21 protein-coding genes and 1 pseudogene are annotated in these 24,908 nt (G+C 64.8%); 3 read left to right on the top strand and 19 right to left on the bottom strand.

Translation table 11 applies throughout. The annotated features are described in order from the left end of the window. Window positions 1-92 precede the first annotated feature (92 nt). Window positions 93-1,340, bottom strand: a complete 1,248-nt coding sequence (locus ABI214_RS25220; RefSeq protein ID WP_348605137.1) for a cytochrome P450 — start codon at window positions 1,338-1,340, stop codon at window positions 93-95. 219 nt (window positions 1,341-1,559) lie between these two features. Between ABI214_RS25220 and ABI214_RS25215 the strand changes: the two genes are divergently transcribed. Beyond that, window positions 1,560-2,351 (top strand): GNAT family N-acetyltransferase, encoded by a 792-nt coding sequence (locus ABI214_RS25215; protein WP_348605136.1) that lies wholly within the window; start codon window positions 1,560-1,562, stop codon window positions 2,349-2,351. 46 nt (window positions 2,352-2,397) lie between these two features. Next, window positions 2,398-2,985 carry a hypothetical protein gene (locus ABI214_RS25210; protein ID WP_348605135.1) on the top strand — a complete coding sequence of 196 codons (588 nt, stop codon included), beginning with the start codon at window positions 2,398-2,400 and terminating at the stop codon, window positions 2,983-2,985. Window positions 2,986-3,217: 232 nt separating this feature from the next. On the opposite strand, the gene mihF (ABI214_RS25205) is transcribed toward ABI214_RS25210, so the two are convergent. From mihF (ABI214_RS25205) to ABI214_RS25190, 4 genes are all read right to left on the bottom strand, one after another. Further along, the gene (gene mihF / locus ABI214_RS25205; RefSeq protein ID WP_348605134.1) at window positions 3,218-3,529 is read right to left on the bottom strand and encodes an integration host factor, actinobacterial type; all 312 of its coding nucleotides are present in this window, start codon (window positions 3,527-3,529) and stop codon (window positions 3,218-3,220) included. Between the two features lie 243 nt (window positions 3,530-3,772). Beyond that, a complete protein-coding gene (gene mihF, locus ABI214_RS25575; protein WP_408586486.1) occupies window positions 3,773-4,234 on the bottom strand; it encodes an integration host factor, actinobacterial type in 462 nt (153 codons plus the stop codon). Between the two features lie 123 nt (window positions 4,235-4,357). Then, entirely contained in the window at window positions 4,358-4,522 is a 165-nt protein-coding gene (locus ABI214_RS25195) for a hypothetical protein (protein ID WP_348605133.1), read from the bottom strand. Window positions 4,523-4,950: 428 nt separating this feature from the next. Beyond that, window positions 4,951-5,220, bottom strand: a complete 270-nt coding sequence (locus ABI214_RS25190) for an S-4TM family putative pore-forming effector (protein ID WP_348612034.1) — start codon at window positions 5,218-5,220, stop codon at window positions 4,951-4,953. Here ABI214_RS25190 and ABI214_RS25185 point away from each other — a divergent pair. Further along, window positions 5,220-6,472 (top strand): annotated as a pseudogene (locus tag ABI214_RS25185) (IS3 family transposase); the annotation flags it as partial. The gene ABI214_RS25190 and the pseudogene ABI214_RS25185 sit on opposite strands and share 1 nt — an antisense overlap. Window positions 6,473-6,772: 300 nt before the next feature. Here the strand turns inward: ABI214_RS25185 and ABI214_RS25180 are convergent. The 14 genes from ABI214_RS25180 to ABI214_RS25115 all read right to left on the bottom strand — a co-directional run bounded on the left by ABI214_RS25180 (window position 6,773) and on the right by ABI214_RS25115 (window position 24,458). Further along, complete coding sequence (locus ABI214_RS25180) at window positions 6,773-7,390, bottom strand: TetR/AcrR family transcriptional regulator (protein WP_348605132.1); 618 nt, start codon at window positions 7,388-7,390, stop codon at window positions 6,773-6,775. A gap of 644 nt (window positions 7,391-8,034) precedes the next feature. Next, window positions 8,035-8,760 (bottom strand): IclR family transcriptional regulator, encoded by a 726-nt coding sequence (locus tag ABI214_RS25175; protein ID WP_408586483.1) that lies wholly within the window; start codon window positions 8,758-8,760, stop codon window positions 8,035-8,037. Window positions 8,761-9,108: 348 nt separating this feature from the next. Continuing rightward, window positions 9,109-10,026, bottom strand: coding sequence for an SDR family NAD(P)-dependent oxidoreductase (locus ABI214_RS25170; protein ID WP_348605131.1), 918 nt, complete (start codon window positions 10,024-10,026; stop codon window positions 9,109-9,111). After that, entirely contained in the window at window positions 10,023-10,832 is an 810-nt protein-coding gene (locus ABI214_RS25165; protein ID WP_348605130.1) for an enoyl-CoA hydratase/isomerase family protein, read from the bottom strand. The genes ABI214_RS25170 and ABI214_RS25165 overlap by 4 nt, the downstream gene beginning before the upstream one ends. Then, window positions 10,829-11,845 carry a TIGR03617 family F420-dependent LLM class oxidoreductase gene (locus ABI214_RS25160; protein ID WP_348605129.1) on the bottom strand — a complete coding sequence of 339 codons (1,017 nt, stop codon included), beginning with the start codon at window positions 11,843-11,845 and terminating at the stop codon, window positions 10,829-10,831. The genes ABI214_RS25165 and ABI214_RS25160 overlap by 4 nt, the downstream gene beginning before the upstream one ends. A gap of 302 nt (window positions 11,846-12,147) precedes the next feature. Continuing rightward, entirely contained in the window at window positions 12,148-13,026 is an 879-nt protein-coding gene (locus tag ABI214_RS25155) for an SMP-30/gluconolactonase/LRE family protein (protein ID WP_348605128.1), read from the bottom strand. Between the two features lie 219 nt (window positions 13,027-13,245). Further along, complete coding sequence (locus ABI214_RS25150) at window positions 13,246-14,844, bottom strand: acyl-CoA synthetase (RefSeq protein ID WP_348605127.1); 1,599 nt, start codon at window positions 14,842-14,844, stop codon at window positions 13,246-13,248. A gap of 344 nt (window positions 14,845-15,188) precedes the next feature. Then, window positions 15,189-15,950 carry a crotonase/enoyl-CoA hydratase family protein gene (locus tag ABI214_RS25145; protein WP_348605126.1) on the bottom strand — a complete coding sequence of 254 codons (762 nt, stop codon included), beginning with the start codon at window positions 15,948-15,950 and terminating at the stop codon, window positions 15,189-15,191. Between the two features lie 233 nt (window positions 15,951-16,183). Continuing rightward, window positions 16,184-17,233 carry a hypothetical protein gene (locus tag ABI214_RS25140; protein ID WP_348612031.1) on the bottom strand — a complete coding sequence of 350 codons (1,050 nt, stop codon included), beginning with the start codon at window positions 17,231-17,233 and terminating at the stop codon, window positions 16,184-16,186. 50 nt (window positions 17,234-17,283) lie between these two features. After that, window positions 17,284-18,264 carry a phosphotransferase family protein gene (locus ABI214_RS25135; protein ID WP_348605125.1) on the bottom strand — a complete coding sequence of 327 codons (981 nt, stop codon included), beginning with the start codon at window positions 18,262-18,264 and terminating at the stop codon, window positions 17,284-17,286. A gap of 218 nt (window positions 18,265-18,482) precedes the next feature. Beyond that, entirely contained in the window at window positions 18,483-19,853 is a 1,371-nt protein-coding gene (locus ABI214_RS25130; protein WP_348605124.1) for an aldehyde dehydrogenase family protein, read from the bottom strand. A 9-nt stretch (window positions 19,854-19,862) separates the two neighbouring features. Further along, entirely contained in the window at window positions 19,863-20,681 is an 819-nt protein-coding gene (locus tag ABI214_RS25125; protein ID WP_348605123.1) for an SDR family oxidoreductase, read from the bottom strand. 26 nt (window positions 20,682-20,707) lie between these two features. Next, window positions 20,708-21,943 carry a cytochrome P450 gene (locus ABI214_RS25120; protein ID WP_348605122.1) on the bottom strand — a complete coding sequence of 412 codons (1,236 nt, stop codon included), beginning with the start codon at window positions 21,941-21,943 and terminating at the stop codon, window positions 20,708-20,710. Between the two features lie 280 nt (window positions 21,944-22,223). Continuing rightward, window positions 22,224-24,458 (bottom strand): acyl-CoA dehydrogenase, encoded by a 2,235-nt coding sequence (locus tag ABI214_RS25115; protein ID WP_348605121.1) that lies wholly within the window; start codon window positions 24,456-24,458, stop codon window positions 22,224-22,226. Window positions 24,459-24,908: the final 450 nt, after the last annotated feature.

Genomic DNA, 24,908 nt, shown 5'->3' with positions numbered 1-24,908 from the left:
CGCGCAGAATCGCGAACCCGACCACGTCAGCGCCGAACCAGGGCCGATCCTTCAGCGGATCGAGCCCGGGTCCGGTTGCGACGCAGACGTTCTCAGTGCGCCACGGGGCACTTGCCCGTGTAGTCCACCTGAAGTTCCTTGATGCCGTTGATCCACCCCGACCGCAGCCGGCGCGGGTCCCCCAGCTTGGTGATGTCGGGCATGTGGTCGGCGATGGCATTGAACATCAGCTCGATCTCCATGCGGGCGAGGTTCGCGCCGATGCAGTAGTGCGCCCCGGTCCCGCCGAAGCTGAGGTGATCGTTGTCGGCGCGGGTGATGTCGAACGCCGTCGGATTGTCGAAGACGTCCTCGTCGAAGTTCGCGGACGAGTAGAACATCACGACCCGGTCCCCCTTGCGGATCCTCTGTCCGCCGAGTTCGGTGTCCGCCAACGCCGTTCGCTGGAATCCGACGACCGGTGTCGCCCAGCGGATGATCTCGTCGACCGCGGTGGCCGGACGCTCGCGCTTGTACAGCTCCCACTGGTCCGGGTTGTCCATGAACGCCATGATCCCGTGGGTGATCGCGTTGCGCGTGGTCTCGTTGCCCGCCACCGCGAGCAGCAGCACGAAGAACCCGAACTCCTCGGACGCGAGCGCGTCGCCGTCGATGTCGGCCTCGACGAGTGTGGTGACGATGTCCTTCGCGGGACACTTGCGCCGATCCTCCGCCATCGCGTACGAGTACGCGAGGATCTCGGCGGACGCCGTCGCGGACTCCTGCGCGAACTCGGGATCGTCGTAACCCATCATCTGGTTCGACCAGTCGAAGATCCGGTGACGGTCCTCCTGCGGCACACCGATCAACTCCGCAATCGCCTGCAACGGCAACTCGCACGCAACCTGCTCGACGAAGTCACCGGCGCCGGCGGCGACCGCCTCCTTGACGATCGTCTCCGCGCGTTCCTTCAGCGCCGGCCGCAGGCTCTGCACCGCGCGCGGAGTAAAGCCGCGGGCGATGATCTTGCGAAGCTTGGTGTGCTCGGGCGCGTCCTTGTTGATGAGCAGGTGCCGCATCACTTCCACGGTCTCGCGCGGGATGTCGTCGGCGAAGCGCGCGATCGCGGTGTTCTCCCACGTCGAGAACACCTCGCTGTTGCGGGAGACCTCCTTGACGTCCTCGTACCGGGTCACCGCCCAGTAGCCCTCGTCCGCGAAACCGCCCTTGGTGGGAGGCTGCTCCACCCAGTGGACCGGGGCCGACTTGCGCAGAGCCGCGAACTCGCCGATCGGCAACCGCTGCTCGTAGACGTCGGGGTCGGTGAAGTCGAAACCGTCGGGGACACCGGGAATTGCCATGCCGCACACCTTCTCTCGGGGACCGATGCAGACCGCTCAGCGATCCGCATGACCATGATCACACGCACCCGAGGGATCCCGCTTGGGCATTCCGCACAGCTCGGCGGGCGGGAGTTGTGCGATGCGCACAAACCTGACGCTCGCCGCTCACCTCGTGTTCCGCCGGATCGAACCCGACGGATTTCCCCGACCGCTCCCCCGAGTGCGAGGCTGTGACGCATGGCGTCAGATCCTCGTTCAGACATCCCCCCGGCCGGACACCCCGACTCCGAGGGTTCGGTGCTCGCGGACGACTGGGCGGCGATCGACGACTGCGGACTCGATCACCCGGTCCACTTCTCACTGGCCGGAGCGCACGCCCACCTGTCCCGCGCAGTCGGTCGGGCGGCCACCTATGCGGAGGAGGTGTCGACGTTCTGCTCGGTTCCCGCCGACCCGGGGCCCGCGGACTGGGACGACCTCGCCCGACTGCTCGGGACCGGCGGCTTCGCCGATCTCTTCAGCTGCCCGGAACTCCCACCCGCGCACTGGGATCCGGTCTTCAGCCTCGACGGATTGCAGATGATCGCGCCGCCGGCCACGGACACACGCCCAGGCGCGACGGAGGACGACCTTCCTGCCGGATCCGCACTCGTCGCACTCGGCCCGTCGGACCTGCCCGAGATGCTCGAACTGGTGGCCGAGACTCGCCCGGGCCCCTTCTGGCCCCGCACCCCGGAATTCGGCACCTACCTCGGGATCCGGCAGAACGGCGCGCTGGTCGCGATGGCGGGTGAACGGCTGCGCCCGCCGGGATGGACCGAGATCAGCGCCGTCTGCACCGCGCCGGAGGCACGCGGCCACGGCCACGCCGCCCGCCTGGTCCAGGCACTCACCGACCGGATCACCGCCCGAGGAGACAGAGCCTTCCTCCACGTCGCAGGCACCAATACGCAGGCGATCAGCGTCTACACGCGACTCGGCTTCCGGCCGCGTCGCGAGGTGACGTTTCGCGGGTTCCGAATTCCCTGAGAACCGGCCGCATCCCGGTTGTCGCGAGGCAGGCCATACTGCTCGGATGAGCATCACCCGGTGTGCCGACCTGTCAGCTGCGCGCTGGCTGGAGCGGTCGGAAGAGGACTGGCAACGGCTGGCCGCTCGCGGTCCACTTGGCTTCGAGAAATACGCGCGGCTGAGATTCATCCCCGACCCCAGCTATCCGGGACAACGCGAAGGCGAGGTCCACGTCGGCCCGGACGCGCTGTCCGACAACGAGCAACTCGCTGTCGTGCTGGCCGAACTGGCCCGCCACACCACCGCGCCCGATGATTGCTACTTCTGCATCTGGGACGGGTGGCCCAGCTTCGACACGGCCGATCCGATGCCGAAGGTCTCGATCCCGAACCGCGACTACTTCCTCTTCCACGGATCGCTCGCCGACGTCGCCGACTGGGACTCCCGGATCAAGTCACTACTGCACGACATCGGGGCCCCGACCCCGGCCTTCGTGTGGCCGGCCGATCACGTGTGGTGCGTGACGAGCGACGTCGATCCGCACTTCGCATCGATCGGGGCGGGCGCCGACGCGATAGATCAGCTCGTGACCAATACTCAGGTCGACGTCGTGGTCGACGATCCCGATACGGAGCCGCCGTACTACTGCTGAGAGAGTGTCATTCCGCCATGCTCTCGTCGAGGCAATGAGTCGACACGAGCTCGATCCGCCTTCGAAGCAGCTCCTCCCCTAGCTGTCGGTCGCAGCGAGGCTGTCGTCGCGCGGGTCGCGCCCGCCACGTACGGTCGGCGCGCATCTCAGTGCGGTACTCGCAGCGCTGGTGCGTACCGATACACGAAAGGGCCTGCGAGGCAAACGCTCGCAGGCCCGTTCCGCTGTCGGATCAGCCGAGTCGATCGAGGAGTTCGGCGCGCTGGTTCGACCCGAGGCCACCCATGCGGCGGGTCTCGGAGATGCCGAGGTCGGTGATGATCTCGAGGGCGGTGGCCTTCCCGATCTTCGGCAGCGACTCGAGGATGTAGAGGACCTTGGCGCGGCCAACGGTCTCGTCGGTGCCAGCGCGGCCGAGGACCTCGGCGAACGTCGCCCTTCCGGTCTTGAGTTCCTCTCGGAGCGCGGCCCGTGCGCGGCGCGACGCGGCGGCCTTCTCGAGCGCCTGGGCGCGCTGTTCGGGGGTGAGGGTGGGCAGTGCCATGTATCGGTCCCTTCGTGGTGTCTCGGCTGGTCAACGTCGGGTGCGACCGTAGTACGCACCTCCGACAGGACAGGGGGTGTCGCCACGATTCCCGGGCACTGGCGGGTGAGGCGTCCCCGCGCTTCGGCCCGCGCGGTCCCGGTCAGGGCTGGTCGAGGACCACACCGAAGTCGGCGAACAGCGAGTCCTCGACGAGATCGCGCGCCCACCCGGGCCGGCCCATCTCGCCGGTGTCGACAACCGTCAACCCGACGTACAAGTGCCTGCCGGGCGATGGCCGGTTCGTCTTCTGCTGGAATCGTTCGAGCAGTGCGGCGCGCTGGTTCGCGCCCAACCACGGAGGCGGCGGCTTTCCGCGATGTCGAGTTCCTCCATCACGTTCTTCGCGCGGATCTTCGCGAACCCTGGCAGCGAGGCGAGGATGTCGATCACCTTGATCCTCGCGCCCACGTCGTCGGTCTCGGCGCGCGCGATGATCGCTGGAAGGTCGGTGCGGCCCTTCTTCAGATCCCCCTTGACCAGCGCGCGGGCGCGGCGCGCCGCGGCGGCCTTGGCCAGTGCATCGGCACGAACCTCGGGCGGAGGGTGGGAAGCGACATCGGTATTCCTCGGAAGTGGTGTTGGTAGGGCGGGGCGGGTTCGCCAGCGCCTTCCCGTCGATGATGCAACCGGGGTTCTTCCCGCCTGGCAGATCGGTACGCGCACAACAAACTATGGAGGGAACATCTGCAAGCTCGTCGACCGTACAGACAACGCGGTCCGGGAACACGCGCATGAGGTCACCGGAATCGCGATGCCCGACTTCACACAAGGTCCCTAACGAATAGCTCAGCTGAACAGCGGGTCCCCTGACGCGATCGTGGTTACGCGGGCGACGACGTCGATGGTGATGACGGGCCGGCGAGCGGCGGGTTCGCGGAGGGCTGCGACGGTGCCGCCGGTGGTGATCCGGGGGTCACGAACAGAGATGACAACGTCGGAATCGGCGAGCATCAGCGCGTTCCGGTCATGAAGAAACCGCTTCTCGGGGGCGGCCGCCGACCATCACCCGACGCTGAGCGCGCGCGAGCAGCCGCGCATGCTCGGCGACCTGCTCGGGCTTCCAGCCGGCGGTCTGTTCGGGGAACGGTTGGTACGCCCACACCGCCAGCACGGCCTCGTGGGCGGCGTCGGCCCACCACAGGTCAGCCCCGGTCGGTATCTGCCCTCTTCAAGGTGTAGTAAACAAGTGAGATGGCTGCGGCCTCCGAAGTGATCCACATCGGCACTCGACGATGCCTACACCGTTCCCGTTTGCCCACCGTTTCCTGGGATTTAGTGCATGGACGTTCTCGCGGCAGCTAAGCCGCTGCGAGCTGACGCGATCTGATCCCAGGCATCGCCCGCTCGTTCGAGAGGGAACACAAGAGCGCGCACGCCGATCAGTGGGTCGTGCCGTGCCGCACAGCCTGTTCGATCAGATGGGCCGCACTCTCTTGCATGAGCGTTTCGTTGCGATCGCGGCGGCAGCTATCGAGCCAGTCAGGAACATATGCGTTTGTCTGCCGGATCGTGAGGATCTGATCTTGGACTGCACGACAATCGTTTTCAGAGATCTGATGGCCGGGTCGGAGACCACGTTCCCAGAGGCTATAGACCTTGCTCTCCGCCTTCGTCTTGGTGTCGGCACTGTCGAGGTTGCCACGAATCATCTCGATCAGTTCGCGGGCGGGCCCGAGAGCAGGCACGAGAGGTGCGCGGCGAGTACTCGTCGGGGTGGGCATCGATCGAGTCGGTCGCCGCCAAGTTGGGCATCGGTTCGGCACAGACCCTGCTGAACTGGGTTCGTCGCGATCAGGTCGAGGTAGGCCAGCGTCCCGGGGTGACCAGCGACATGGCCGAGGAACTCCGAAAGCTCCGGTACGAGAACCGAGAACTCAAGCGCGCCAACGATATTCTGAAGTCTGCATCGACTTTCTTTGCGGCGGAGCTCGCCCCCCCCCGCAAGCGGGAGGTACCCCCACGCCACACTCGGTGATCGTCGACTACATCGACACACACAAGCAGGAGTACGGCATCGAGCCGATCTGCCGCGTGCTGACCGCACACAGGTGCAAGATCGCGCCGTCCACCTACTACGACGTCTGCGTCCGCCGGCGTCAGCCCTCTAAGGGGCAGGTCCGCGACGAGGAACTCAAGGTTGAGATCGCCCGCGTTCACCGGGAGAACTACTCGGTCTACGGTGCCCGCAAGGTGTGGCTGCAATGCCACCGGGAGGGCATCGGGCTGCACGGTCGAACGACTGATGGGCGGCCTCGGCCTCGCGGGAGCCCGCCGCGGCAAGACCAAACGCACCACGATCGCTGATCCACAAGCGCGGCGACCCGACGATCTGGTGCAACGTCAGTTCTGCCCGGAAGCGCCGAATGTGTTGTGGGTAGCGGACTTCACGTACGTGTCGACGTGGTCCGGGTGGGTACATGTGGTGTTCGTGATTGATGCCTACGCCCGCCGGATCGTGGGCTGGCGGACCGCGACCACGATGACCGCGCAGCTGGTCCTCGACGCAATCGAGCACGCGATCTGGACCCGGCAGCGCGCGAGGGCATCGACGACCTGTCCGGGCTGATTCATCATTACGATCGCGGGTCGCAATACACGTCCATCGCCTTCACCGAACGACTCGTCGACGCCGGTATCGATGCCTCGATCGGCGCCACCGGCAACAGCTACGACAACGCCCTCGCCGAATCGATCAACGGCCTCTACAAGACCGAACTGATCAAGGCCCAGAGCCCCTCGCGGACCGTTGACCAGGTCAAAGTCGCCACCCTCGAATGGGTCGACTGGTTCAACCACCGCAGGTTGTACGAGCACTGCGGCGACCTGCCGCCCGCGGAGTACGAGGCCCTCTACTACCGTGATCACCGAACTCAGCCAGTCGCTGAGTTCTCAAACTCGTAAGTCTCCAGACATCCCGGGGCGATTCAATTCGTTACCGAACAAGAGGGCTTCCCTCGAGACCACGAATTTTCACGGTGTAGGGGCCGTAGTGGGCCGGCTCCAGCGCGAAGATCCGCACAGCACTTCCCACCGAGTCGTTGCACGGACGAGGTCCCCTCGCAGCTGCGCGCAACTACGTGGGAGATACAGCACAGGGACAGCGCCCACATCACCAGCGGAAACACCGGCGAGTCACCGGTCCAACGTCTGCGCGAGATATTGCGAAAGCGACCATACTGCCTGACCGGAGCGGCAGGGAAGCTACCGGCGAACGACGCCAACGTCAACAGCTCCATTGGAACGGGTGGCTAGAAAATACAGCGCCTCTGAGAGACTCTCGATGTACGCGTCGGAGTCGTCGAGCCCACACCTCAATCCTCGCATCGACGTTGAGTCAGCGAGGAGGTCGAACAGAAACGACGTATCAATATCCGCTGCAATCTCACCACGCCCGACCGCTCCCCCAATCATTTTCGAAAATGCTTGCCTCACAGGCGATCCAATGGCAACTAGCCTCGATCGAGACTCCTCGGTTTGACTATCCGAGAGAAGGCCCGGAACGCCGACACGCGCGGCGGGACGCGCAGCACGAACTAGAAACACTTGGACCCAGGCTTTCAGATCCTCCTTTAGGTCACCAGACTCGTTCGGAAGGGGGTGGCCGCCGGGACCGTGGACGGCTTCCGCGATGAGCGCCTCGCGCGTAGCCCAGCGACGATATATTGCAGGTGAATTCACCCCCGACCTTCTCGATATCGCAGCGATGGTTGTTTGCTGATACCCAACCTCTGCGAGCAGGCGTCGCGCCGCCTTCAGGACCGCCTGATCCTTCGATGCATCACGGGGGCGCCCAATCGCGGAGGATCGTCGTTCGTTCATCCTTACATGTAACCACGCAACGTATCCCGGGGGACGATCCAGCCACAATAGTGCGCAAGCATCGCATCAGACAGCAGGCAGAATGCATAGGTTGCACGCACGGGCCCCCGGGTATGCTTATGTTATGTCCGAGAACATATAGGTGGGATAGGATGGCTACCGCAACGCTTTTCAACTTTCCCACACATCGTCATTGCGGATCGCGCCCGCACTCTCCGCCCCGAGACGTCTATTCAATCCTCAAGCTTTGAACGGTCGATTCCAAGAGGACTGCCCATCAGCAACGGGGTACCAATTGCGCGCGTGCGCCACCTGCCCCAGCTGACGCGTAAACCCACCTCGGTTCAAATCCAATAGATGCGGTGGACAAAGTGAAAGACGTCTGTTCGACGACAGATTGCAGACAGACGAGTCTGTCGCAGCCCGAACCCGCCGCACAAAACCCGAGAACGCGGCCGTTCTGTTTGTACTGGTATTGCCCGACAACCAGAACGCAATCGGCAGCCCGAGCGACTCTCGAACTTCCGCCAACCAGGACAGCCGCCACGCTCGGTTGGCACCGGGGTCAGCCGATTCGGGAGCCATTGATATGCATCCGACCACATCTCATCGCGGAGCTACCGATTCTGGGTGACCAAGAGGCACTACCATCCAACCTCGGGATACAACGTGCCGGAAACCTCGCGGGCGGCGTGCGCTACGAGCGGGGCGAAGCGTTCGAGTTGAGCCGAGCCGGCGGCCCCACACAACGAGATGCCGGCGACCGGGGCGTCGTGGTCCCGGATTGCGGCGCCGACGCACGCGACTCCACGCTCCGACTCACCCCGCTCGAACGCGAGGCCCCGCCGTCCCCGGATGCGGGCAAGTTCCTGGTGCAGCGTCGTGATGTCGGCGATGGTGCGATCGGTGCAGCGACTCAAGCGCTCTTCATAGAACCTGTCGACAATGTCGGGATCCAGCCACGCGAGCATCGACTTGCCACCCGCCGTCGAATACGCCGGACCACGACCGCCCACCTGCGAGGGCAGCATCGACGCGAAACGCCCACCCACCTTGTCGAGATAGATACTGTCGCCGCCGTCAAGGACCGCGAGATGCACTACCATGCCGGTCTGCATGTGGAGCTCATTGAGGACTGGCGCAGCTGCTGCGCGGATCTCGACGCATCCCGCACCACCGAAGCGGAGAGCGCGACTGCCGAGACCGTACCCCCAAGGGCCGTGGTCGACCCAGTTGAGACGGATGAGCTGATTGAGTATGCGGTACACCGTCGCGCGTGGAAGCTGGGTCCGAAAACCCACCTCTTTGAGCGTGAGACGAGTTGTCCGGTCCTCGAACACATCCAGGATCAGTGTCAGCCGCTCGATCATTGACCGCGTACGCTCTCGGCATACCGATCCAGCATTGATTTCTGCGAGACCAACCAGGTCCATCGATACCTCCAAACAAATGTGTCTCCTGTGGTCAGCGGCTGACTGGCGCGCACTTCGTGAAAGCCCGCGCATGTTCCCACGGTCTGCGCGACTCGGACGACGCATCCGAATCTCGTGTTGCACGTGGCGAAACTGCAGTGAGATGCCCGCATTCATGCCGACATTCACTGACCGCACGTCAGTGTCGCTCTCGCTCACTCGCATAGGCAGGTTCCGATCCGAGTCGCGTGGCTAATCCAGCCGTGTGCTGCCTTCATCTCTCGGCTTGGGAATACGTGTCAGAAGTTAGGTGATTCGCTCGGACAACTCCCACAACGCGGCCGCGGTCTCCGGATCGACGGCGTGATCGGCGGCCCGATCGATCCGGCAGTCGGACAGATACGCGGCGCTCTCGGACGTGAGTTCGGGGGCACTGGCCGCCCACACCGACGTGGCCGCCGCGGCGGGAATCGACTTGAGGTTGGCCAGCAAGCCCGGCTTGCCGGCGCTCATCCGCTTCATCTCTGCGAAGTCGTCGCGCGACATGTGCCGGGACAGCCCGGTGGCGCACACGCCGGGGTGTACCGCGAATGCGTGGATCCCGTTGCTCGCGTGCCGTCTTCGAAGCTCGACGGTCATGAGGACGTTGGCCGACTTGGACTGCCCGTATGCGACGAACTTGTCGTACGGGCGCTGCAGGAAGTTCGGATCATCGAGGTCGACCGCGTGCGCGCGGTGCGCGTCGGAGGACACCGTCACCACCCGCGACGCCGACCCGGAGCGCTCTGCCGCGGACCGCAGGTTCGGCAGCAGCGTCGTGGTCAGCAGGAAGTGTCCCAGATGGTTGGTTCCGAACTGCAATTCGAACCCGTCGGCGGTCCGCCCGAACGGCGTGTACATCACGCCCGCGTTGTTGATCAGCAGGTCGATCGGCCGCGTCCCGATGCGGTCGGCCGCGGTGCGGACGCTCGACAGGTCGGCCAGATCCAGTGCGACGGAGGACAGTTCCGCACCGGGGACGGCTCGCCGGATCTCGTCCGCCACGGCAGCCGCGGCATCACCGTCGCGGGCCGCGAGGATCACCGCCGCACCGGCTGCTGCCAGCGCGCGGGCCGTCTCTCCACCGAGACCGCTCGTCACACCGGTCACCAACGCCGTGCGGCCACCCAGATCGACGCCGGAGAGGACGTCGTCGGTGGTGGAGTCGGGTCCGAAGCCGTTCATTCCCAAGGCAGTTCCTTCCAGTCGGCCGACACACTCGCGGTCCAGTCGGGCTTGCGGCGATCGAGGAAGGCTCGCACGCCCTCGGCCGCGTCGGCGGTGCCCATGACCCGGTGATGCAGTTCGGTCTCGTGGTCGGCGACCTGCTGCGGCGTGAATCCGTACCGCGCGGTGTCCCACAGCAGGCGTTTGCTCAGCGCCGCCGACATCGGAGCCACGTTGGTCGCGATGTCCCGCGCCATCGCCAGCGCGGCCGGCAGGACCTCCTCGGCAGGCAGGCTGCGACTCGCGATCCCCAGCCGCACCGCTTCCGGGCCGTCGAACGTCCTTCCCGTGAGCAGGATCTCGGCCGCCGCGGCCATACCCGCCGCGCGCGGAACCGTCCAGTGCGCCATCGCATCCGGGACGACGCCGCGGCGCACCTGCGGGATCGCGTACTTCGCGTCGGCGGCGACGATGCGGACGTCGGCCTGCATCGCGAGGGTCAGTCCGATGCCGATCGCGTGCCCGTTCACGGCCGCGATCACCGGCTTGCGCAGGTCGAACGCGGGCGGATCGACCGGGGACGCCGAGAACCCGTCCTCCGTCGGTGCGGCGAACGTCCCGCTGCCCGCCGTCAGGTCGGCACCCGCGCAGAACGCCGGCGGTGTCCCCGTGAGCACGACGACGCGGACGGCGTCGTCTGCGTCGAGCTCCCGGTAGAGGGCGCCGAGTCGGCGTCCCATCTCGCCGGTGAAGGCGTTGCGCTGCCGCGGTCGGTGGAGCGTGAGGACCGCGACGCCGTCGGCGATCTCGACGAGGACGCTCACCGCGTCGGCGCCTTCACTGCCGCGACCAGTTCGGCAATGTGCTCCTCGCGCACCGGGTATCCGGGGAAGTAGCAGCACACCCGGTCGGCGTGATCGCCGAACCGCGCGACGATCTGCGCGGCGCATTCCTCGGGCGTGCCGTGCACCGCGAGGGTCGCGAGCATCGTGTCGTCGATCATGTCGGTCATGGCCGCGAACTCGCCCTGCTTCGACAGTGCGTTGAGCCGCGGTTGCAGATCCGCCCACCCCTCGACCTCGAGGACCGGCCGGTACGCGGGTGTCGACCCGTAGAACGCGAGCAGCCCCCGCACCCCACGCGACGCCGCGTCGAGCTCCTCCGGGGTGCGGCCGACACCGACGATCACCTGCGGGTAGATCGCGAGGTCCTCGCGGCTGCGCCGACCGCGTTCGAGGCCCTCCTCCACCGCCGGCAGCGTCCGTTCGCGGAAGTGCCGGACGCTGTTGAACGGCATCACCAGCAGCCCGTCGGCCACCTCGGCGGCGGTGCGGGTCATCAGCGGCCCGAGCGCACCGAGGCAGATCGGCGGCGGGCCGTACGGGTTGGGACCGGGATCGAACGTCGGCGGCATCAACGTGTGCGTGGTGAACTCGCCCTCGAAACGCAACCGCGAATTGCCCTCCCACGCATCGAAGATCGCCTTCAACGCGAGCACCGTCTCCCGCATCCGCGCGGCGGGACGCGACCACTGCGCGCCGTAGCGCTTCTCGATGTGCGGGCGGATCTGGGACCCGAGGCCGAGCCGGAAGCGGCCACGGCTCAGCGTCTGCAGGTCGTAAGCGGTGTGCGCCAGGTGCATCGGGCTGCGCGGCAGCGCGATCGCGACGTTCGTCATCAGGTCCACGTCCACCGCGGCCGCCGCCGCGACCAGCGGCAGGAAGACGTCGTGGGGACCCTCGAACGTGAACAGCCCGTCCACGCCGAGCGCAACGAGCTCGCGTGCCCGTCGGGCCGCGTTCTCCGGTCGCCCGTCGAGCTGAACATCCACCTTCACAATCGATTCCCTTCCACCTCGGTCGAAGCCTCAGCTCCGTGGCTTGTGAGATCTCCACCCAGTCATGGCGCCAAGATCAGCGAAGCGCTGACTGGTGCACGAGAGGAGGCACTGACATGTGGCCGCTAATAATCCGCATCACCAAAGGTGATCGCTATTTCGTTATAACATAACACGTTAAGTTACGATATGGATTGTTCCCGAAAGAGAAGGCGAGGGTAGCGGTTCCGAAGGATGCCAGGAAGAACCCCTGACAACGAGGCGCAACAGACCGCGTCACCCTTCCGTTGCACCTTAACACGTTACTGTGCAGATGTGGTTGATCTCTTGCCCCGCTCCGACGTGTGTGCCCTCAATCTGACGAGAGCGCCGGCTTTCGCGGCCGTCACGTAGACCTCGTCACCCCGAGGACCGCCGAAACAGACGTTCGTGGGCATGCTCCCTGGCGGCAGTCCGTATGACTCGACGAGATCGCCCGCGGGATCGACCACATCCACGCGGTCGCCGCTGGTCGTCGCGATCCACAACCTATCCAGGTCGTCGATCGCCATGCCATCCGGATGAGCGTTCCGAAGTGTGTGCAAGATTCCCAACGGATCGACGCGGCCGTCGCACACCTCGTAGGTGGTGACGTGGGCGAACACGGTCTCGGTCAGATGCAGGCGATTGCCGTCTGCGCTGAATCCGATCCCGTTCACGAAGATCGGGCCCTCCACCACGAGTTCGGCGGCACCGCTGGCCGGGTCGATCGCCCAGACCCGACCGGGCAGCGCAGATTCGGGATTCTCGTAGTCTACGGCCTCGCGGGAGTCGGTCACCCATAGCCGGCCGTCCGGACCGAATAGCAGATCGTTCGGGGCGCCCATACCTTCCGCCAGGTACTCGACCGAGTTGTCCCGGATCACGAGCACGCCCGGTTCGGCCTCGCTTTCCGCCGCCCACAGTCCGCCATTCTGCGCGACGTAGAGTGCGCCGTCCCGCCCCACGGCCAAGCCGTTTGGGCCGCCACCCGTCACATACTCGTCGACGATATTGCCGACGCGATCGAGGATCAGGACCGATCCCCGGCTCATCGAGACCAGACCCAACCGGTCCTCTCCGAGCCATACCGGGCCCTCGACGAATCCCAATCCCTCCGCCACGATGTCGACGTCGGCCATAGGTTCTCTCCTTTCGTCCATCGCTTCTGCTCTCGGCGCAGTATGGAGTCCACTCGGACGATCCGATGAAGAGATTCCATTGAATGACGCTGATCAACAGGAACGCCGCCAGATACTCTGCCGCGCAGTCGATACGAACAGGCGAGACGAATGTCGCGGCGCCGACTCCAACATCCTGAACTCGCCGTACGTGAAGTGACGTCGTAATTTCGCTCGTTCGAGGAACCGTACGATCCCGGCTCAGACGGCCGAGACGACCTCCTTCGCCCAGCGGTAGTCGGCCTTTCCACTGGGGGACCTCCTGATCGCCGGGACCACGACGACGGACCGCGGAATCTTGTAGCCCGCCACGTGGGTGCGGCAGTGCTCGGCGATCTCGGCGGTGTCGGCGTCGTCGAAGCCGGACCGCAACTGGACCACCGCGGCGACCTTCTCGCCGAACCGGATGTCGGGCGCCCCGGCGACCAGCGCGTCGAGCACCGCCGGATGCGTCTTGAGCGCCTGCTCCACCTCCTCCGGATACACCTTCTCGCCACCGGAGTTGATGCACGTCGAACCGCGACCGAGGAGCGCGATGGTGCCGTCCGCCTCCATCCGTCCCATGTCGCCGAGCACGGCCATCCGCACCCCGTCGACCACGGGGAACGTCGCGGCGGTCTTGGCCTCGTCGTTGTAGTACGCGACCGGGACATGACCCGTGCGCGCAAGGTAGCCCACCTCGCCGGAGCCCGGCTCGATCGGCCGGAACGCCTCGTCCACGAGAATCATGTTGGGATTGTGGCGAATTCGCTTGGTGCCGTCGTCGCCGAACTCCACGATGCCGTCGTTGCCGGTCTCCGACGCCCCGAACGCGTCCTTGATGACCAGACCCGGGACCATCTCGCGCAGTTCGTCCTTGAGCTTCGGCGAGAACAGCGCACCCCCGGAGCCCATCAGCTTCAGCGAGCTCAGGTCGAAGCGGTCGCCGTGCTCGCGGATCGCCTCGGCGATGGGCCGGGCGATGGCGTCCCCGACCACGGTGATGCCGGCGATCTTCTCGGCCTCGATCAGGCGGAGCACCTCGACGGGATCGAAGGTGCGGGTGAGCACGCGCGGGGCGCCCATGAAGAACGCGGTGAGCAGCGAGTAGATGGCCGCACCGTGCATGAGCGGTGGAATCAGCAGATAGACCTGCGGTTCAGTGTTGGCGACGGCGCCGGCCACGACCTCCTCGACCGAATGCCGGGACGCGCCACCGATGTTCCCGCCGGACAGCGCGGCGTAGTAGAAGTCCTCGTGGCGCCACACGACGCCCTTGGGCATGCCCGTGGTGCCGCCGGTGTAGATCACGAAGTGGTCGTCCGCGCTGCGCGGCCCGAAGCCCCGGGCGTCGGACTGCGCCGCGAGCGCCTCCTCGTAGTCGGCGACGGTGACACCGTCGTAGCCGGCGGGCATCCCCTCGTGCTCGCCGACCACGACGACGTGCCCGATGCCGGGCGCCTGCGGCAGCGCGGCCCCGGCCGGCTCGAGGTACTCGTTCTCGACGATCAGCACCACGCTGTCGGAGTTCGTGTAGAGATAGACCAACTCGGCGTCGGTGTAGCGGAAGTTGACGTTGATGGGAACGGCGCGGATCTTCAGGCACGCCAACAGCGCCTCGACGTACTCCATGCGGTTGCGCATGTGGATCGCGACGTGCCCGCCCGGCTGTACCCCGACCGACTCGAGATGGTGCGCGAGCCGGTTGGCCCGCCGGTCCAGCTCGGCGTAGCTGCGGCGCTCGTCCCCGCACACCACCGGCACCCGATCGGGAATCGCGTCCGCGACGGCTTCGTACAAGTCGGCGATGTTCAGCGTCACGTAGGTCCATCCTCACTGTGCAGTGACCCGGATCACGGGCCGATTGCTCGCAAAGCTAACATAGATTGATCAATTGATGTGGCGAAAGTCGTTGTGCCGGTGGAGCTGTCAAGGGTTTGAGGCTTGTCGGATGCGCGAACTAGCGCACCGCGACCAGCCTCGCGGCACCTGCACCCTGTGGGGCAATGCCGATGTGAAGACTGTCGATCATCTCCTCGAGAAGCCTGCCTCGAGCACTCCACTCAATGCCCCCGCAGGGTGACCGATCGTGCACCAGTCGCTGATCCAGGTTGGACGGTCGACTCAGGCGCGGACGAACAGCGATGGTCTCAGCGCCATACTCGTCAGCGTCCTTTCCATGCGGGTGCGCGCTTCTCCGCGAAGGCGGTCGCACCCTCCTGTGCGTCTTCCGAGGCGAACACTGGAGCGATGATCTCGGACTGACGCGCGAACGCCTCGTCAGCGGACCACTGCCCCGACTGGACGAGCACCTCCTTGGTCGTCGCGACCGCGAGCGGCCCGTTGGCCGTAATGCGCTCGGCCAGCGCGAGCGCACCGGCGAGCGCCCCACCCGGCTCGGTGAGCGTGTTGACGAACCCGTACGCCGCGGCCTCTTCCGCGGTGAACGAGTCGCCGGTCAGGGCGTACTCCATCGCCTTCTGGTACGGGATCCGACGGGGCAGCCTCAGCAGGCCGCCCGCACCGGCCGCGAGGCCGCGCTTGACCTCGGGGATCCCGAACCTCGCCTCTCGCGACGCCACGACCAGGTCCGTGGCGAGGACCAGTTCGGTGCCACCGGCGAGGGCGTAGCCTTCGACCGCCGCGATGATCGGCTTGCGCGGCGGCGCCTCCGTGAAACCCAGTCCCTTGCCCGGTGCCACGATCTTCTCTCCGGCCCCGAACGCCTTGAGATCCATACCTGCACAGAAGTTTCCACCCGAACCGGTCAGGACCGCGAGCGCGAGACCGTCGTCATCGTCCAGCTCGTCGACGGCGGCGGCCAGCCCGCGGCTCACCGCACCGTTGATCGCGTTACGCGCCTCCGGACGGTTGATCGTGATCACTATGACCCGATCACGGCGCTCGAGGAGAACCTCGTCCGACATTTATTCTTCCCTTCGTCGTGGAACAGGACTTTCAGCCATGGCAAGCACCGATCCCGGTCGCCGCGCCCGTGGAGTTACGCGGCAGCATGTGACGCAGTCTCGAAGGCGTTTCGAGCTAGCACGGTCGAGATCCAGACCGGTCGTGCGGACGAATCCGCAGCCACCGCGCCTGCGAGGACAGGACGGCGGTCGCCTCTGTCCTCGCACGCACATCCAGGCTCGTGAGCGTGGAGCTAAGGCGCCATAGCCGAGCCGTCGTGAAACCCCGACGGGGCGTGCCGACCGGCGACGCCGTGTTCGAACATTCCCCAGCCTTCGGCTCCGTCACATGTCGCGCGGGCGATGTGTTCGAGCGTCCCATGCGGGATCCGCGGGGCGAGAGAAGGATCGGCGAGATCGTAGAGTGTGGAGAGACTCCATCCGCGCCCTCGCCATTGGCCGTGGTTCCATTCCGGGTCACTGCCGTAGCCGGACCCGATCTGGAGCGCCACGAATCCTCGCGGCTCGATATCGACGACGAGGGGCGCGCCAGCGGGAGTCGTGAGGTGGATGCGCACCGACTCTGGGATGCGCGTGCCACTCCGGTAGGCGATATCGAAGCGCGGCCAGCCGAGCTGTTCGATACGGCCGTCGGCGAAGAGTCGCGTGGCGTGATTGAGGGTTCGATGTCCGTCCGGTCCCTCTTGGGCGATGATCATCAGCGCGAAGTCGTCGAAGCGTAGCGGCACGTATGCCCACCACCAGCCGCCCGTGGGTTCGTCGGCCATACGGCCAAGCGGTTCGCGTTCGCCGACAGCACGGATCCCCCATGAACGGTCGCGCGAACCGGTCCAGACCGCAGGATCGACAACGATCTCGGCGCCATCTACGGACAGGGTCCCGGACCAGGTGCCGACCTGGGCGAAACGGCTGGATTCGAGCGCAGGTCGCGGGCCGGCCATGATCACTTGGGGCTCTTCGAGGACGGCCGGGAAGGCGCCCTCCCAGACCAAGTCAGCAGACACGTCAGGGTGGTCGCATATCACCCTGACCGTCTGCAGTGGCTTGATCACCTCGATCCGGTACCCGCCGACTGAGGGCTCGATCGAGCGGGCGTCGATCGCATCCGAAAACCGGATAGAGCGTTGCGCTTCGCCGCGGCGCACGCTGACGAATGCGTCGCGGACGCCGAGGTTCGGGTACACGCCCAATCCGGTGACGACGAAGATGTCGCCGGTACGGTCGTGACCGTTGAAGTAGTAGCGGTCGTAGAAGTTCCGGTCGCTGGTGGCGACCCGCGCCATCGACAGAGGTGACTGGTGGATCGGGTATTCGTCGAGCGGATCAGGATTCACTATGCCTCCCAGTGGTAATCGCCGTCGATAACACGACGGAGCATGCGGTGGTGCAGTACGTACTCGTTCGGGTCCTGCGGCGCGGGACTATCGCCGAAGTGGATGGACCGTCGCTTGATTCGAGACATGATGGTGCCGTGGCGGATCGCCGCGTACGCAAGGTAGAAGTCGAGGTCGTGCAGCTCCACTCCGGCCACTTCCTCGTATGTGGTCACTACTTCTCGTCTGCGGAGGATGCCGGGCAGCCCAGGCTGGCCGTGCTGCTCGGCCATGTCCTGGTACATGCGGTGGAAGAAGATGAACCACCCGACATCCAGTTCGCGGGGCGCGAGGGCTGCCATCTCCCAATCGAGCACGGCGGCCGGCCTGAAGTCTCGGTACATGATGTTGCCGATGCGGGAATCGCCCCAGCACAGAACCGGTTCGGAAGGATTGGCGGGCCAGTGATCCTCGAGCCAGTCGAAACCCCTCTCCAGCAGAGGGATACGGAGTCCGTCCTCGCGTCGTGTCCATTCGTAGTACGCCCGCTCCGCCTCGACATGCCGCCGCAGGGCATCACCAGAGCTCGCACGCTCGAGTCCCGGCAGCAGCACACGGGGGGCGGGAATCGCGTGGATGCGGGCCAACACCTCGACCGAAGTCTGTTGCAGGGTGCCCAGCTCGGCGGAACTTGCCTCGTGCAACCAACTACCGAAGACGTACGGCGGGTTGTCGACCGGAACCACTCCCTCGATGCGGTCCATGACGACGAACGGTCGGCCGAGGACGTTCGACGACGTTTCGACCCACCTGACCCGCGGTACAGGCACCGCACTGTGGGCGGCCACGTCGCGCATCACGGCGGCCTGGCTTTCGAGGTCGTATCCCGCGAAGACTGGGAAATCAGAGGCCTCGGGTGCCAAGCGCGCGACGAGGTCAGCCCCGTGCACCGCTCCGTCTTCAATCCACTCTGCTGTGAACAGAACCGAGATGCTCGACATCCCAGACTCTGACGGTTTGCGTAGGTTGAAAACCCGAGCTTTCGGGCTCCCGAGCCGGACTCGGATCCAGCCCTCGAGGCTCCGGTGAAGATCGGTGAGGTCGGTCGCGGTGGTCGTTTTGACGGTCGTTACTCCCCCTGGCACAGCGACGTCTCGAGCAATCGTCCTCTGGCCCATGCTGTCCCGCTCCGCGTTTGGATGCGTTGTGTGTCGATTAGTCATAGCTTGATGTCGATCACTCGGGTCTGGAGGAAGTCCTCAACACCTGCTGCCCCACCTTCTCGACCGAATCCGCTGGACTTGACACCACCGAACGGAAGGCCGACGTCAAGGGCGTTGTGTTGGTTTACCCATACGGTTCCCGCGTCGATGCGGAGAGCGACGTCGGTGGCGTTCTCGACATCGTTACCCCATACCGAGGCACCGAGACCGAACTCCTGGTTGTCCAGACTGGACAGGACGGAGTCGACATCGTCGTAGGCGACGACTGGCAGAACCGGCCCGAACTGCTCGAGAGCCACAAGCTCTGCCGAATCATCGATGTCGCGTACAAGCGTCGGTGCAAGGAAGTACCCGGGCAGATCCGTTCCGCGGTCGCCTCCGCGGACTACCGTCGCGCCGCCCGCAATCGCCTTCTCCAGCACGTGCGAGACGATTTCCAGCTGCCGCACATTGTGGAGTGGACCGACCCGCGTCGCCGGATCGAGTCCGTCTCCAACGGACAGATCGTCCATCCGGTCAGCGAAGGCTTGACAGAATCGGTCGACCAGAGCGGTCGGCACGTACACCCGTTTCGGGGCAATACACATCTGACCGGCATTGAAAAAGGCGCCCCGGGCCAGAGCAGTTGCGGCACGATCGATGTCGGCGTCAGCCAACAGGATCGCAGGATCGTTGCCGCCAAGTTCGAGCGTAACCGGAGTAACTGTGTCAGAGGCCTGTCGCATGATCTGCTTGCCGACGGTGGTCGACCCGGTGAAGGACACCTTACGGACCTTCGGGTGATTTACCAGGGCGCGACCGAGGTCAGGGCCGCCGACCGCGATACTGATTACACCGGCGGGCAGTACTCCCGCGAGGACGTCGACGACCTTGCGAACCACGAGCGAGACTGATTCAGCTGGTTTGACTACTACCGTATTGCCGGCGGCCAGCGCGGCACTAACCTTGGCCGCCATAAGGAAAATCGGGAAGTTCCATGGAACGATCGCTCCCACGACGCCGAGGGGGTGAACTTCGATGAAGGCGGTACGGACGTCTGTGTGGGCGGCCAGCGACTCCGGTTCCCATTCGATGCGTGCTGACTCAGCGAAGCTCTTGGCGGCGGTCCACACCTCGCTCGCTGCCTCCGCCAGCGGCTTACCCTGTTCCGTCGTCAGCAACGGGGCAATTTCCCCGGACATGCGCATGAGCTCGTAGGAGCAGGCGGCGAGTAGTCCCTTGCGCAGGTTGCGATCGTGCCGCCACCCGAGGAAAGCGTCGTGCGCAGACTCGATCATCGAATCGAGCTCCGCCGTGGTGGTGGCGGCGATCCTTCCGATTTCGACAAGTGTCGCGGGGTTATAGGAGATCAGTTCGGTTGTGTCCATGGTTCGTCCCTATGCTTGTCTGCCTGCGCGACCGACGGCCGGCGCAACGAAAGTGCGGAACACGAGCGATCCGTATCCGCCGTCGACCGGGAGATCCGCTCCACTGATCCACGACGATTCATCGGAGGCGAGGAAGAGGACGGCGTCGGCGATCTCCTCGGGCGTCGCGTGACGACCGGCCCAGGCCGCTGCACCGTCGATGGCGGCCTCGCCCATGGTGGCGGTGAAGTCGGACAGGAGCGGCGTTCCGACTGTGCCCGGCGAGACCGTGTTGGAGCGCAGCCCTATGTGCTTGCCGTCGACCGCGAGATTGCCCGAATTGACGATCGCCGCCTCCTTCGACATCGAGTAGCAGATCGTGTCGATGTCAGGCAGATTGCTGACCGAGTCGAGCGCGTCGTCCCAGTCGTCGACCGCCAGGAAGTTGTTGGCACGGGCAAAGTTCTGCTGCCACCGGAATCCTGCCTGGGACGCAGTGGTGACGACGACGGGCTGTTGGCCGAACTTGGGGAGAAGTAGGCGAGTGAGGTCGCGGGGAGCGAGGGCGTTGACGGCCAGAACCGTCCGCCACGGCTGGGTTGCTGCGACGCCTGCGTTGTTGATCAGCACGTCGATGGGCCGGTCTATCGCGTCGGCGATGGCCCGGACGCCCTCGAACGTGGACAGATCGCCGACAATAGTGTTGAAGGGACGCGGCGCGGACTCAGTGTCCGTCCGGTCCACGCCGATCACCAGCGCCCCCAGGTCGATCAGCTTCGCGGCGATTGCCGCACCGATGCCCGAGGCATGGCCGGTGACGACGACGGTCTTCCCGGTGAGGCTGTGCATGATTGGTCCTCCTGAGATTGTGTCGGTCAATGCACTGCGGGGCAGGTTCCGTAGTCGACGCGTAGGTCCTTGATGCCGTTGAGCCAGGCCGATCGCGTGCGGACAGGCGGCCCCAGGATCGTGATGTCGGGAAGGTGATCGGCGATCGCGTCGAACATCAACTCGATCTCGAGGCGCGCGAGGTTGGCTCCGAGGCAGTAGTGCACGCCGGTTCCGCCGAATGCCAAGTGCGGGTTGGGGGATCTGGTGATGTCGAACCGGAGGGGGTCGCTGAAGACGTTCTCGTCGTAGTTCGCCGATGCGTACAGCATCACGACGCGATCTCCCTCGCGGATCGACTGGCCGCCGAGTTCGATGTCGCAGACCGCGGTCCGCTGGAAGGAGAGGACCGGGCTCGCCCAGCGGATGATCTCGTCGACAGCGGTCGACGGTCGTTCATGCTTGTACAACTCCCACTGGTCGGGGTTGTCGTGGAATGCAATCAGGCCGTGCGTGATGGAGTTCCGGGTGGTTTCGCTGCCCGCCACCACCAATAGGATCACGAAGTGCGCGAATTCCTCAGGGGTGAGGGCACCGTCGTCCACCTGCGCCTGCACCAGCTTCGTGACGATGTCGCCGGTCGGACACTGGCGACGCTCGGTCGCCATGGTGTATGCGTACTCCATGATTTCCTGAATCGCGACGCGCGGATCGTCACCGACGTCGAGTTCGTCGCCGCTGGTCATTCGGTTGGACCAGTCGAAGAGCCTGAGGCGATCCTCCTGCGGGACACCGAGAAGATCGGCGATCGCCTGCAAGGGCAGCTCGCACGCGGCCTGCTCGACGAAGTTCCCACGACCGAATGCTGCTGCGGTTCGGGCGATATCCTGGGCGCGCGCTGCCAGCGCCGATCGCAGTCCGTTGATTGCTCGCGGAGTGAATCCGCGTGTGACGATGCGTCGAAGGACCGTGTGCTCGGGTTCGTCCTTGTTGAGCATTGTCGCTCGTTGGGCATCAATTCGTTCACGGGGCGCATCGTCCGCGTGGCGGACCATAACGGTGTTCTCCCATGAGGAGAAGACGTCGTTGCGCCGGGACACCTCCTGCACCAGATCGTGCGTCGACACAACCCAGAATCCGTCGTCGTCGTAGCCGGCGGCGCCCCGTCGTTGCGGGTTCCACCAGACCGGCGCCGTGCGGCGCAATTCGGCGAACAGATCGTGAGGGATCCCGTTCTCGAACGTTGAAGCATCAGTGAAGTCGATGTGGTCGGGTAAAGCCATTGAAGGTTCCTTCCATGCTCTCGGCGAGGGCAGTCATGCGATGAGGACAGAGCGCGGCTCGGGTCAAGGACTCCTACTGGCCGTCGATTCGTGGAATCAAACGATTAGCGGCACACACCACATTTGATTCAAGGCACGCTATGACAATATGGTGAGCACCAGGAAGAATCCCCGACAAATCAATGGCGCCCGAACCGGACGTTCCCCCGGAACCCGGAGCTCCATACAGTATGCCGGTTAGAAACTCCCTCGATTTTTGCACCGACCGTACGTCAGTAGTTTAACGCGGCAGGCCAAGAACACGCTGCGCAATCACATTAAGTTGGATTTCAATTGTGCCACCACCGAATAGGACAGCGGGAACACCAAGATAATCGCGCACGTATGGCTGTTCAGGGCTGCCGATACATCCCACCGGCCCCAGGAGAGAAACGATCGAGCGTGAACCTTCGCGCTGAGCGATGGCGTGGAAGACCTTTTGGACGCTGTTTCCGCCGCCAGTGGGGTCGTCGATCCCATTCAGTCGACGGATCACGTTGCGAAGGTTCAACGCTGCGACAGATTGTTCGCGCGCCGTGTTGCGCCCGAGCACCCGAACCGCCTCTCCACGGCTGCACGCATGCTCTCCACGCTCAATCAATCGCCTGACCATGTTGCCAGATCCGTGCCCCAGTTTGGCCGAACCCATCTTCAAACGTTCGTTTGCCAGCGTAGCGACAGCAAGGTTCCAACCTTCGCCGGGATCTGCCACCACACATTCATCCGGCACGAACACCGAGTCAAGGAACACTTCGTTGAACTCCCATACTCCGGTCGCCTGACGAAGTGGACGTACGTCGACACCTTGCGAACGCATGTCGATCAGGAAGTATGTGAGGCCCGCGTGCTTCGGGACATCCGGATTGGTGCGGGCAAGGCACACTCCCCAGTCAGCCTCGTTGGCCTGAGAGTTCCATACTTTCTGCCCGCTGAGTTCCCATCCGCCGTCGACCTTCCGCGCCCGTGTCGACAACCCTGCGAGGTCCGAACCCGCTCCGGGCTCGGAGAATAGCTGGCACCAGACGATCTCGCCGCGAAGCGTGGAGGGAATGAACCTCTGCTGCTGTTCCTCACTCCCATACGCGACAAGTGTAGGCAACACCCATTCAGCAATGCCCATGTCAGGCTGCGAGAGTCCACGCCGGCCGAATTCGTCGGCGATCACCGCCTGCTCCCGAGGCCCCGCGTCGAGACCGAATGGCTCCGGGTAGTGCGGAGCCGTTAGTCCCGCCGCTGCCAGCCGGGCGCGGCGCGCACCACCGCGCGCCGGCGCCCATCCGGTCGAGGGCTTCTCATCGTCGGGGAGGGCGAGGACCTCGTCGATCACTGCACCAACGCGACTGCGCAAGTCAGGAAGCGTAGTCGCCTCCACAAAGGTGAAATCCCGCTCAGTCATCAGTGCCGCTTCGCCGAGACGTCCGGCCCATGAATCTTCAGCGCCAGCCGCTGCCGCGATGCTGATCGCGCGCCTCCAGAACAGGTGTGCGTCATGCTCCCAGGTGAACCCGATACCGCCAAGAAGGCTGATGCAATCAAGTGCCTGGTCAACACCTGCGGGCAACGCAGTTAGTGCAGCGTGTGCAGCCGCCAAGCGCTGCTGATCTGCGTTGTGAAACTCGGCGCGGGACGCGTCCCAAGCCGCCGCGCAGGACACCTCGTCGCGCACAAGCATCATTGATGCCTTGTGTTGGACCGCCTGGAAACTGCCCACCGAACGTCCGAACTGGTGACGTGTCTTGATGTATTCGACTGCCGTCTGAAGGCACCAGCCGGAGATCCCGACCGACTCCGCGGACAGCAGCGCCGCTACCGACAAATCGGCTCGATCTTTGTCGACGCCATTCAACACTTGCTCATGCGGCACCTCGAGGGCATGCAATTCGAGTCGCCCAACCGATCTCGTCAGATCGAGTGCATCGGATGCGCGAACCGTCACCGCGGCGAATTCGCTGCGAGCATCGAGGTGAAACCAGACATACTCCCCGGCCCGTCCATCGATCTCCGCCCGCACAACGATACGATCCGCTCCTGGCAGACCCAGCGTTGGAGCCGAGACGCCGTCAACCGTCCACCCGTCCGCCTGTGGCGTCGCGATCAGGCCTTCTGCAATCACAAGAGCACCGGTCGCTCCGCCAGCGAACGCTGCGAGTAGCTCTGCCGCACCATCCTTCGCCGTCGCGGCAACAACGCCCCCAAGCACGGTCGGAAGATACGGGCCCGGAAGCAGCGAACGCCCGAACTGCTCGACTACCACCGCGAGGGCCGGCAATCCGCACTCATCGCCACCGTACGCGACTGGGAGGTGCATCCGATGAAACCCCTGCCGCAAGAGGGCACTCCACAGCTCGCCTGGACATTTGCCCGAACTGTAGTCATCAAGGCTGTTGCGCGTCTGTTCGATAGGCGCATTCCTCAGGGCAAACGCCGCTGCGGCCTCGGATAGCGCGCGCTGGTCTTCATCGAGCGCAAGAGCCATGTGATCCTCCTGTATGAAAATCTGCTATAGATCAGTGGAATCTGTTTGAGAGTAGCAACTTTCGATCAGAATCGAACGTCAGAATCCCAGAACGACGAATGCGAAGCCATCAGAGAGTGGAAGCTCTACAGTGCCGCTGCCACGTCAGTCAGTGCGCGGTGTTGCGCTGAGTCCCTTCCTGGTCGGGGCGAGGTTCCGCAGAACAGTTGTGTATGAGCTTTTCGTTTGCTGCCTGAGATGTCCGCCAATGAGGTAGCGCGGGGCGAATCCTTCCCGACTCCGGCATGCATCCCTGGTCCAGCCTGAGCAGAAGGACCAGCGCTCACAGTTTCGTAGTATGCAGACACGTTAGTGTGCCCGCAAGTGGGTAGCGCTGGTCCAGCCTCCGACGTGCAACTTCAAGGATCGGGCCAGCCATCGAAGGGACCAGGCTCAGGCATAAGCGATTAC

This window comes from Prescottella soli (assembly GCF_040024445.1).
Classification (GTDB): domain Bacteria; phylum Actinomycetota; class Actinomycetes; order Mycobacteriales; family Mycobacteriaceae; genus Prescottella; species Prescottella soli.
This window is presented reverse-complemented; position numbering and strand designations above follow the sequence as displayed.

Excerpts from the sequence above, each read along its gene's own strand:
- ABI214_RS25120 (WP_348605122.1), bottom strand. The coding sequence starts at position 21,943 with ATGGCTTTACCCGACCACATCGACTTCACTGATGCTTCAACGTTCGAG.
- ABI214_RS25195 (WP_348605133.1), bottom strand. The coding sequence starts at position 4,522 with ATGCTCGCCGATTCCGACGTTGTCATCTCTGTTCGTGACCCCCGGATC.
- ABI214_RS25125 (WP_348605123.1), bottom strand. The coding sequence starts at position 20,681 with ATGCACAGCCTCACCGGGAAGACCGTCGTCGTCACCGGCCATGCCTCG.
- ABI214_RS25170 (WP_348605131.1), bottom strand. The coding sequence starts at position 10,026 with ATGAACGGCTTCGGACCCGACTCCACCACCGACGACGTCCTCTCCGGC.
- ABI214_RS25175 (WP_408586483.1), bottom strand. The coding sequence starts at position 8,760 with ATGATCGAGCGGCTGACACTGATCCTGGATGTGTTCGAGGACCGGACA.
- ABI214_RS25215 (WP_348605136.1), top strand. The coding sequence starts at position 1,560 with ATGGCGTCAGATCCTCGTTCAGACATCCCCCCGGCCGGACACCCCGAC.
- ABI214_RS25135 (WP_348605125.1), bottom strand. The coding sequence starts at position 18,264 with ATGTCGAGCATCTCGGTTCTGTTCACAGCAGAGTGGATTGAAGACGGA.
- ABI214_RS25180 (WP_348605132.1), bottom strand. The coding sequence starts at position 7,390 with ATGAACGAACGACGATCCTCCGCGATTGGGCGCCCCCGTGATGCATCG.
- ABI214_RS25145 (WP_348605126.1), bottom strand. The coding sequence starts at position 15,950 with ATGTCGGACGAGGTTCTCCTCGAGCGCCGTGATCGGGTCATAGTGATC.
- ABI214_RS25210 (WP_348605135.1), top strand. The coding sequence starts at position 2,398 with ATGAGCATCACCCGGTGTGCCGACCTGTCAGCTGCGCGCTGGCTGGAG.
- ABI214_RS25190 (WP_348612034.1), bottom strand. The coding sequence starts at position 5,220 with ATGATTCGTGGCAACCTCGACAGTGCCGACACCAAGACGAAGGCGGAG.
- ABI214_RS25130 (WP_348605124.1), bottom strand. The coding sequence starts at position 19,853 with ATGGACACAACCGAACTGATCTCCTATAACCCCGCGACACTTGTCGAA.
- ABI214_RS25220 (WP_348605137.1), bottom strand. The coding sequence starts at position 1,340 with ATGGCAATTCCCGGTGTCCCCGACGGTTTCGACTTCACCGACCCCGAC.
- ABI214_RS25140 (WP_348612031.1), bottom strand. The coding sequence starts at position 17,233 with ATGGCGCGGGTCGCCACCAGCGACCGGAACTTCTACGACCGCTACTAC.
- ABI214_RS25155 (WP_348605128.1), bottom strand. The coding sequence starts at position 13,026 with ATGGACGAAAGGAGAGAACCTATGGCCGACGTCGACATCGTGGCGGAG.
- ABI214_RS25115 (WP_348605121.1), bottom strand. The coding sequence starts at position 24,458 with ATGGCTCTTGCGCTCGATGAAGACCAGCGCGCGCTATCCGAGGCCGCA.
- mihF (WP_348605134.1), bottom strand. The coding sequence starts at position 3,529 with ATGGCACTGCCCACCCTCACCCCCGAACAGCGCGCCCAGGCGCTCGAG.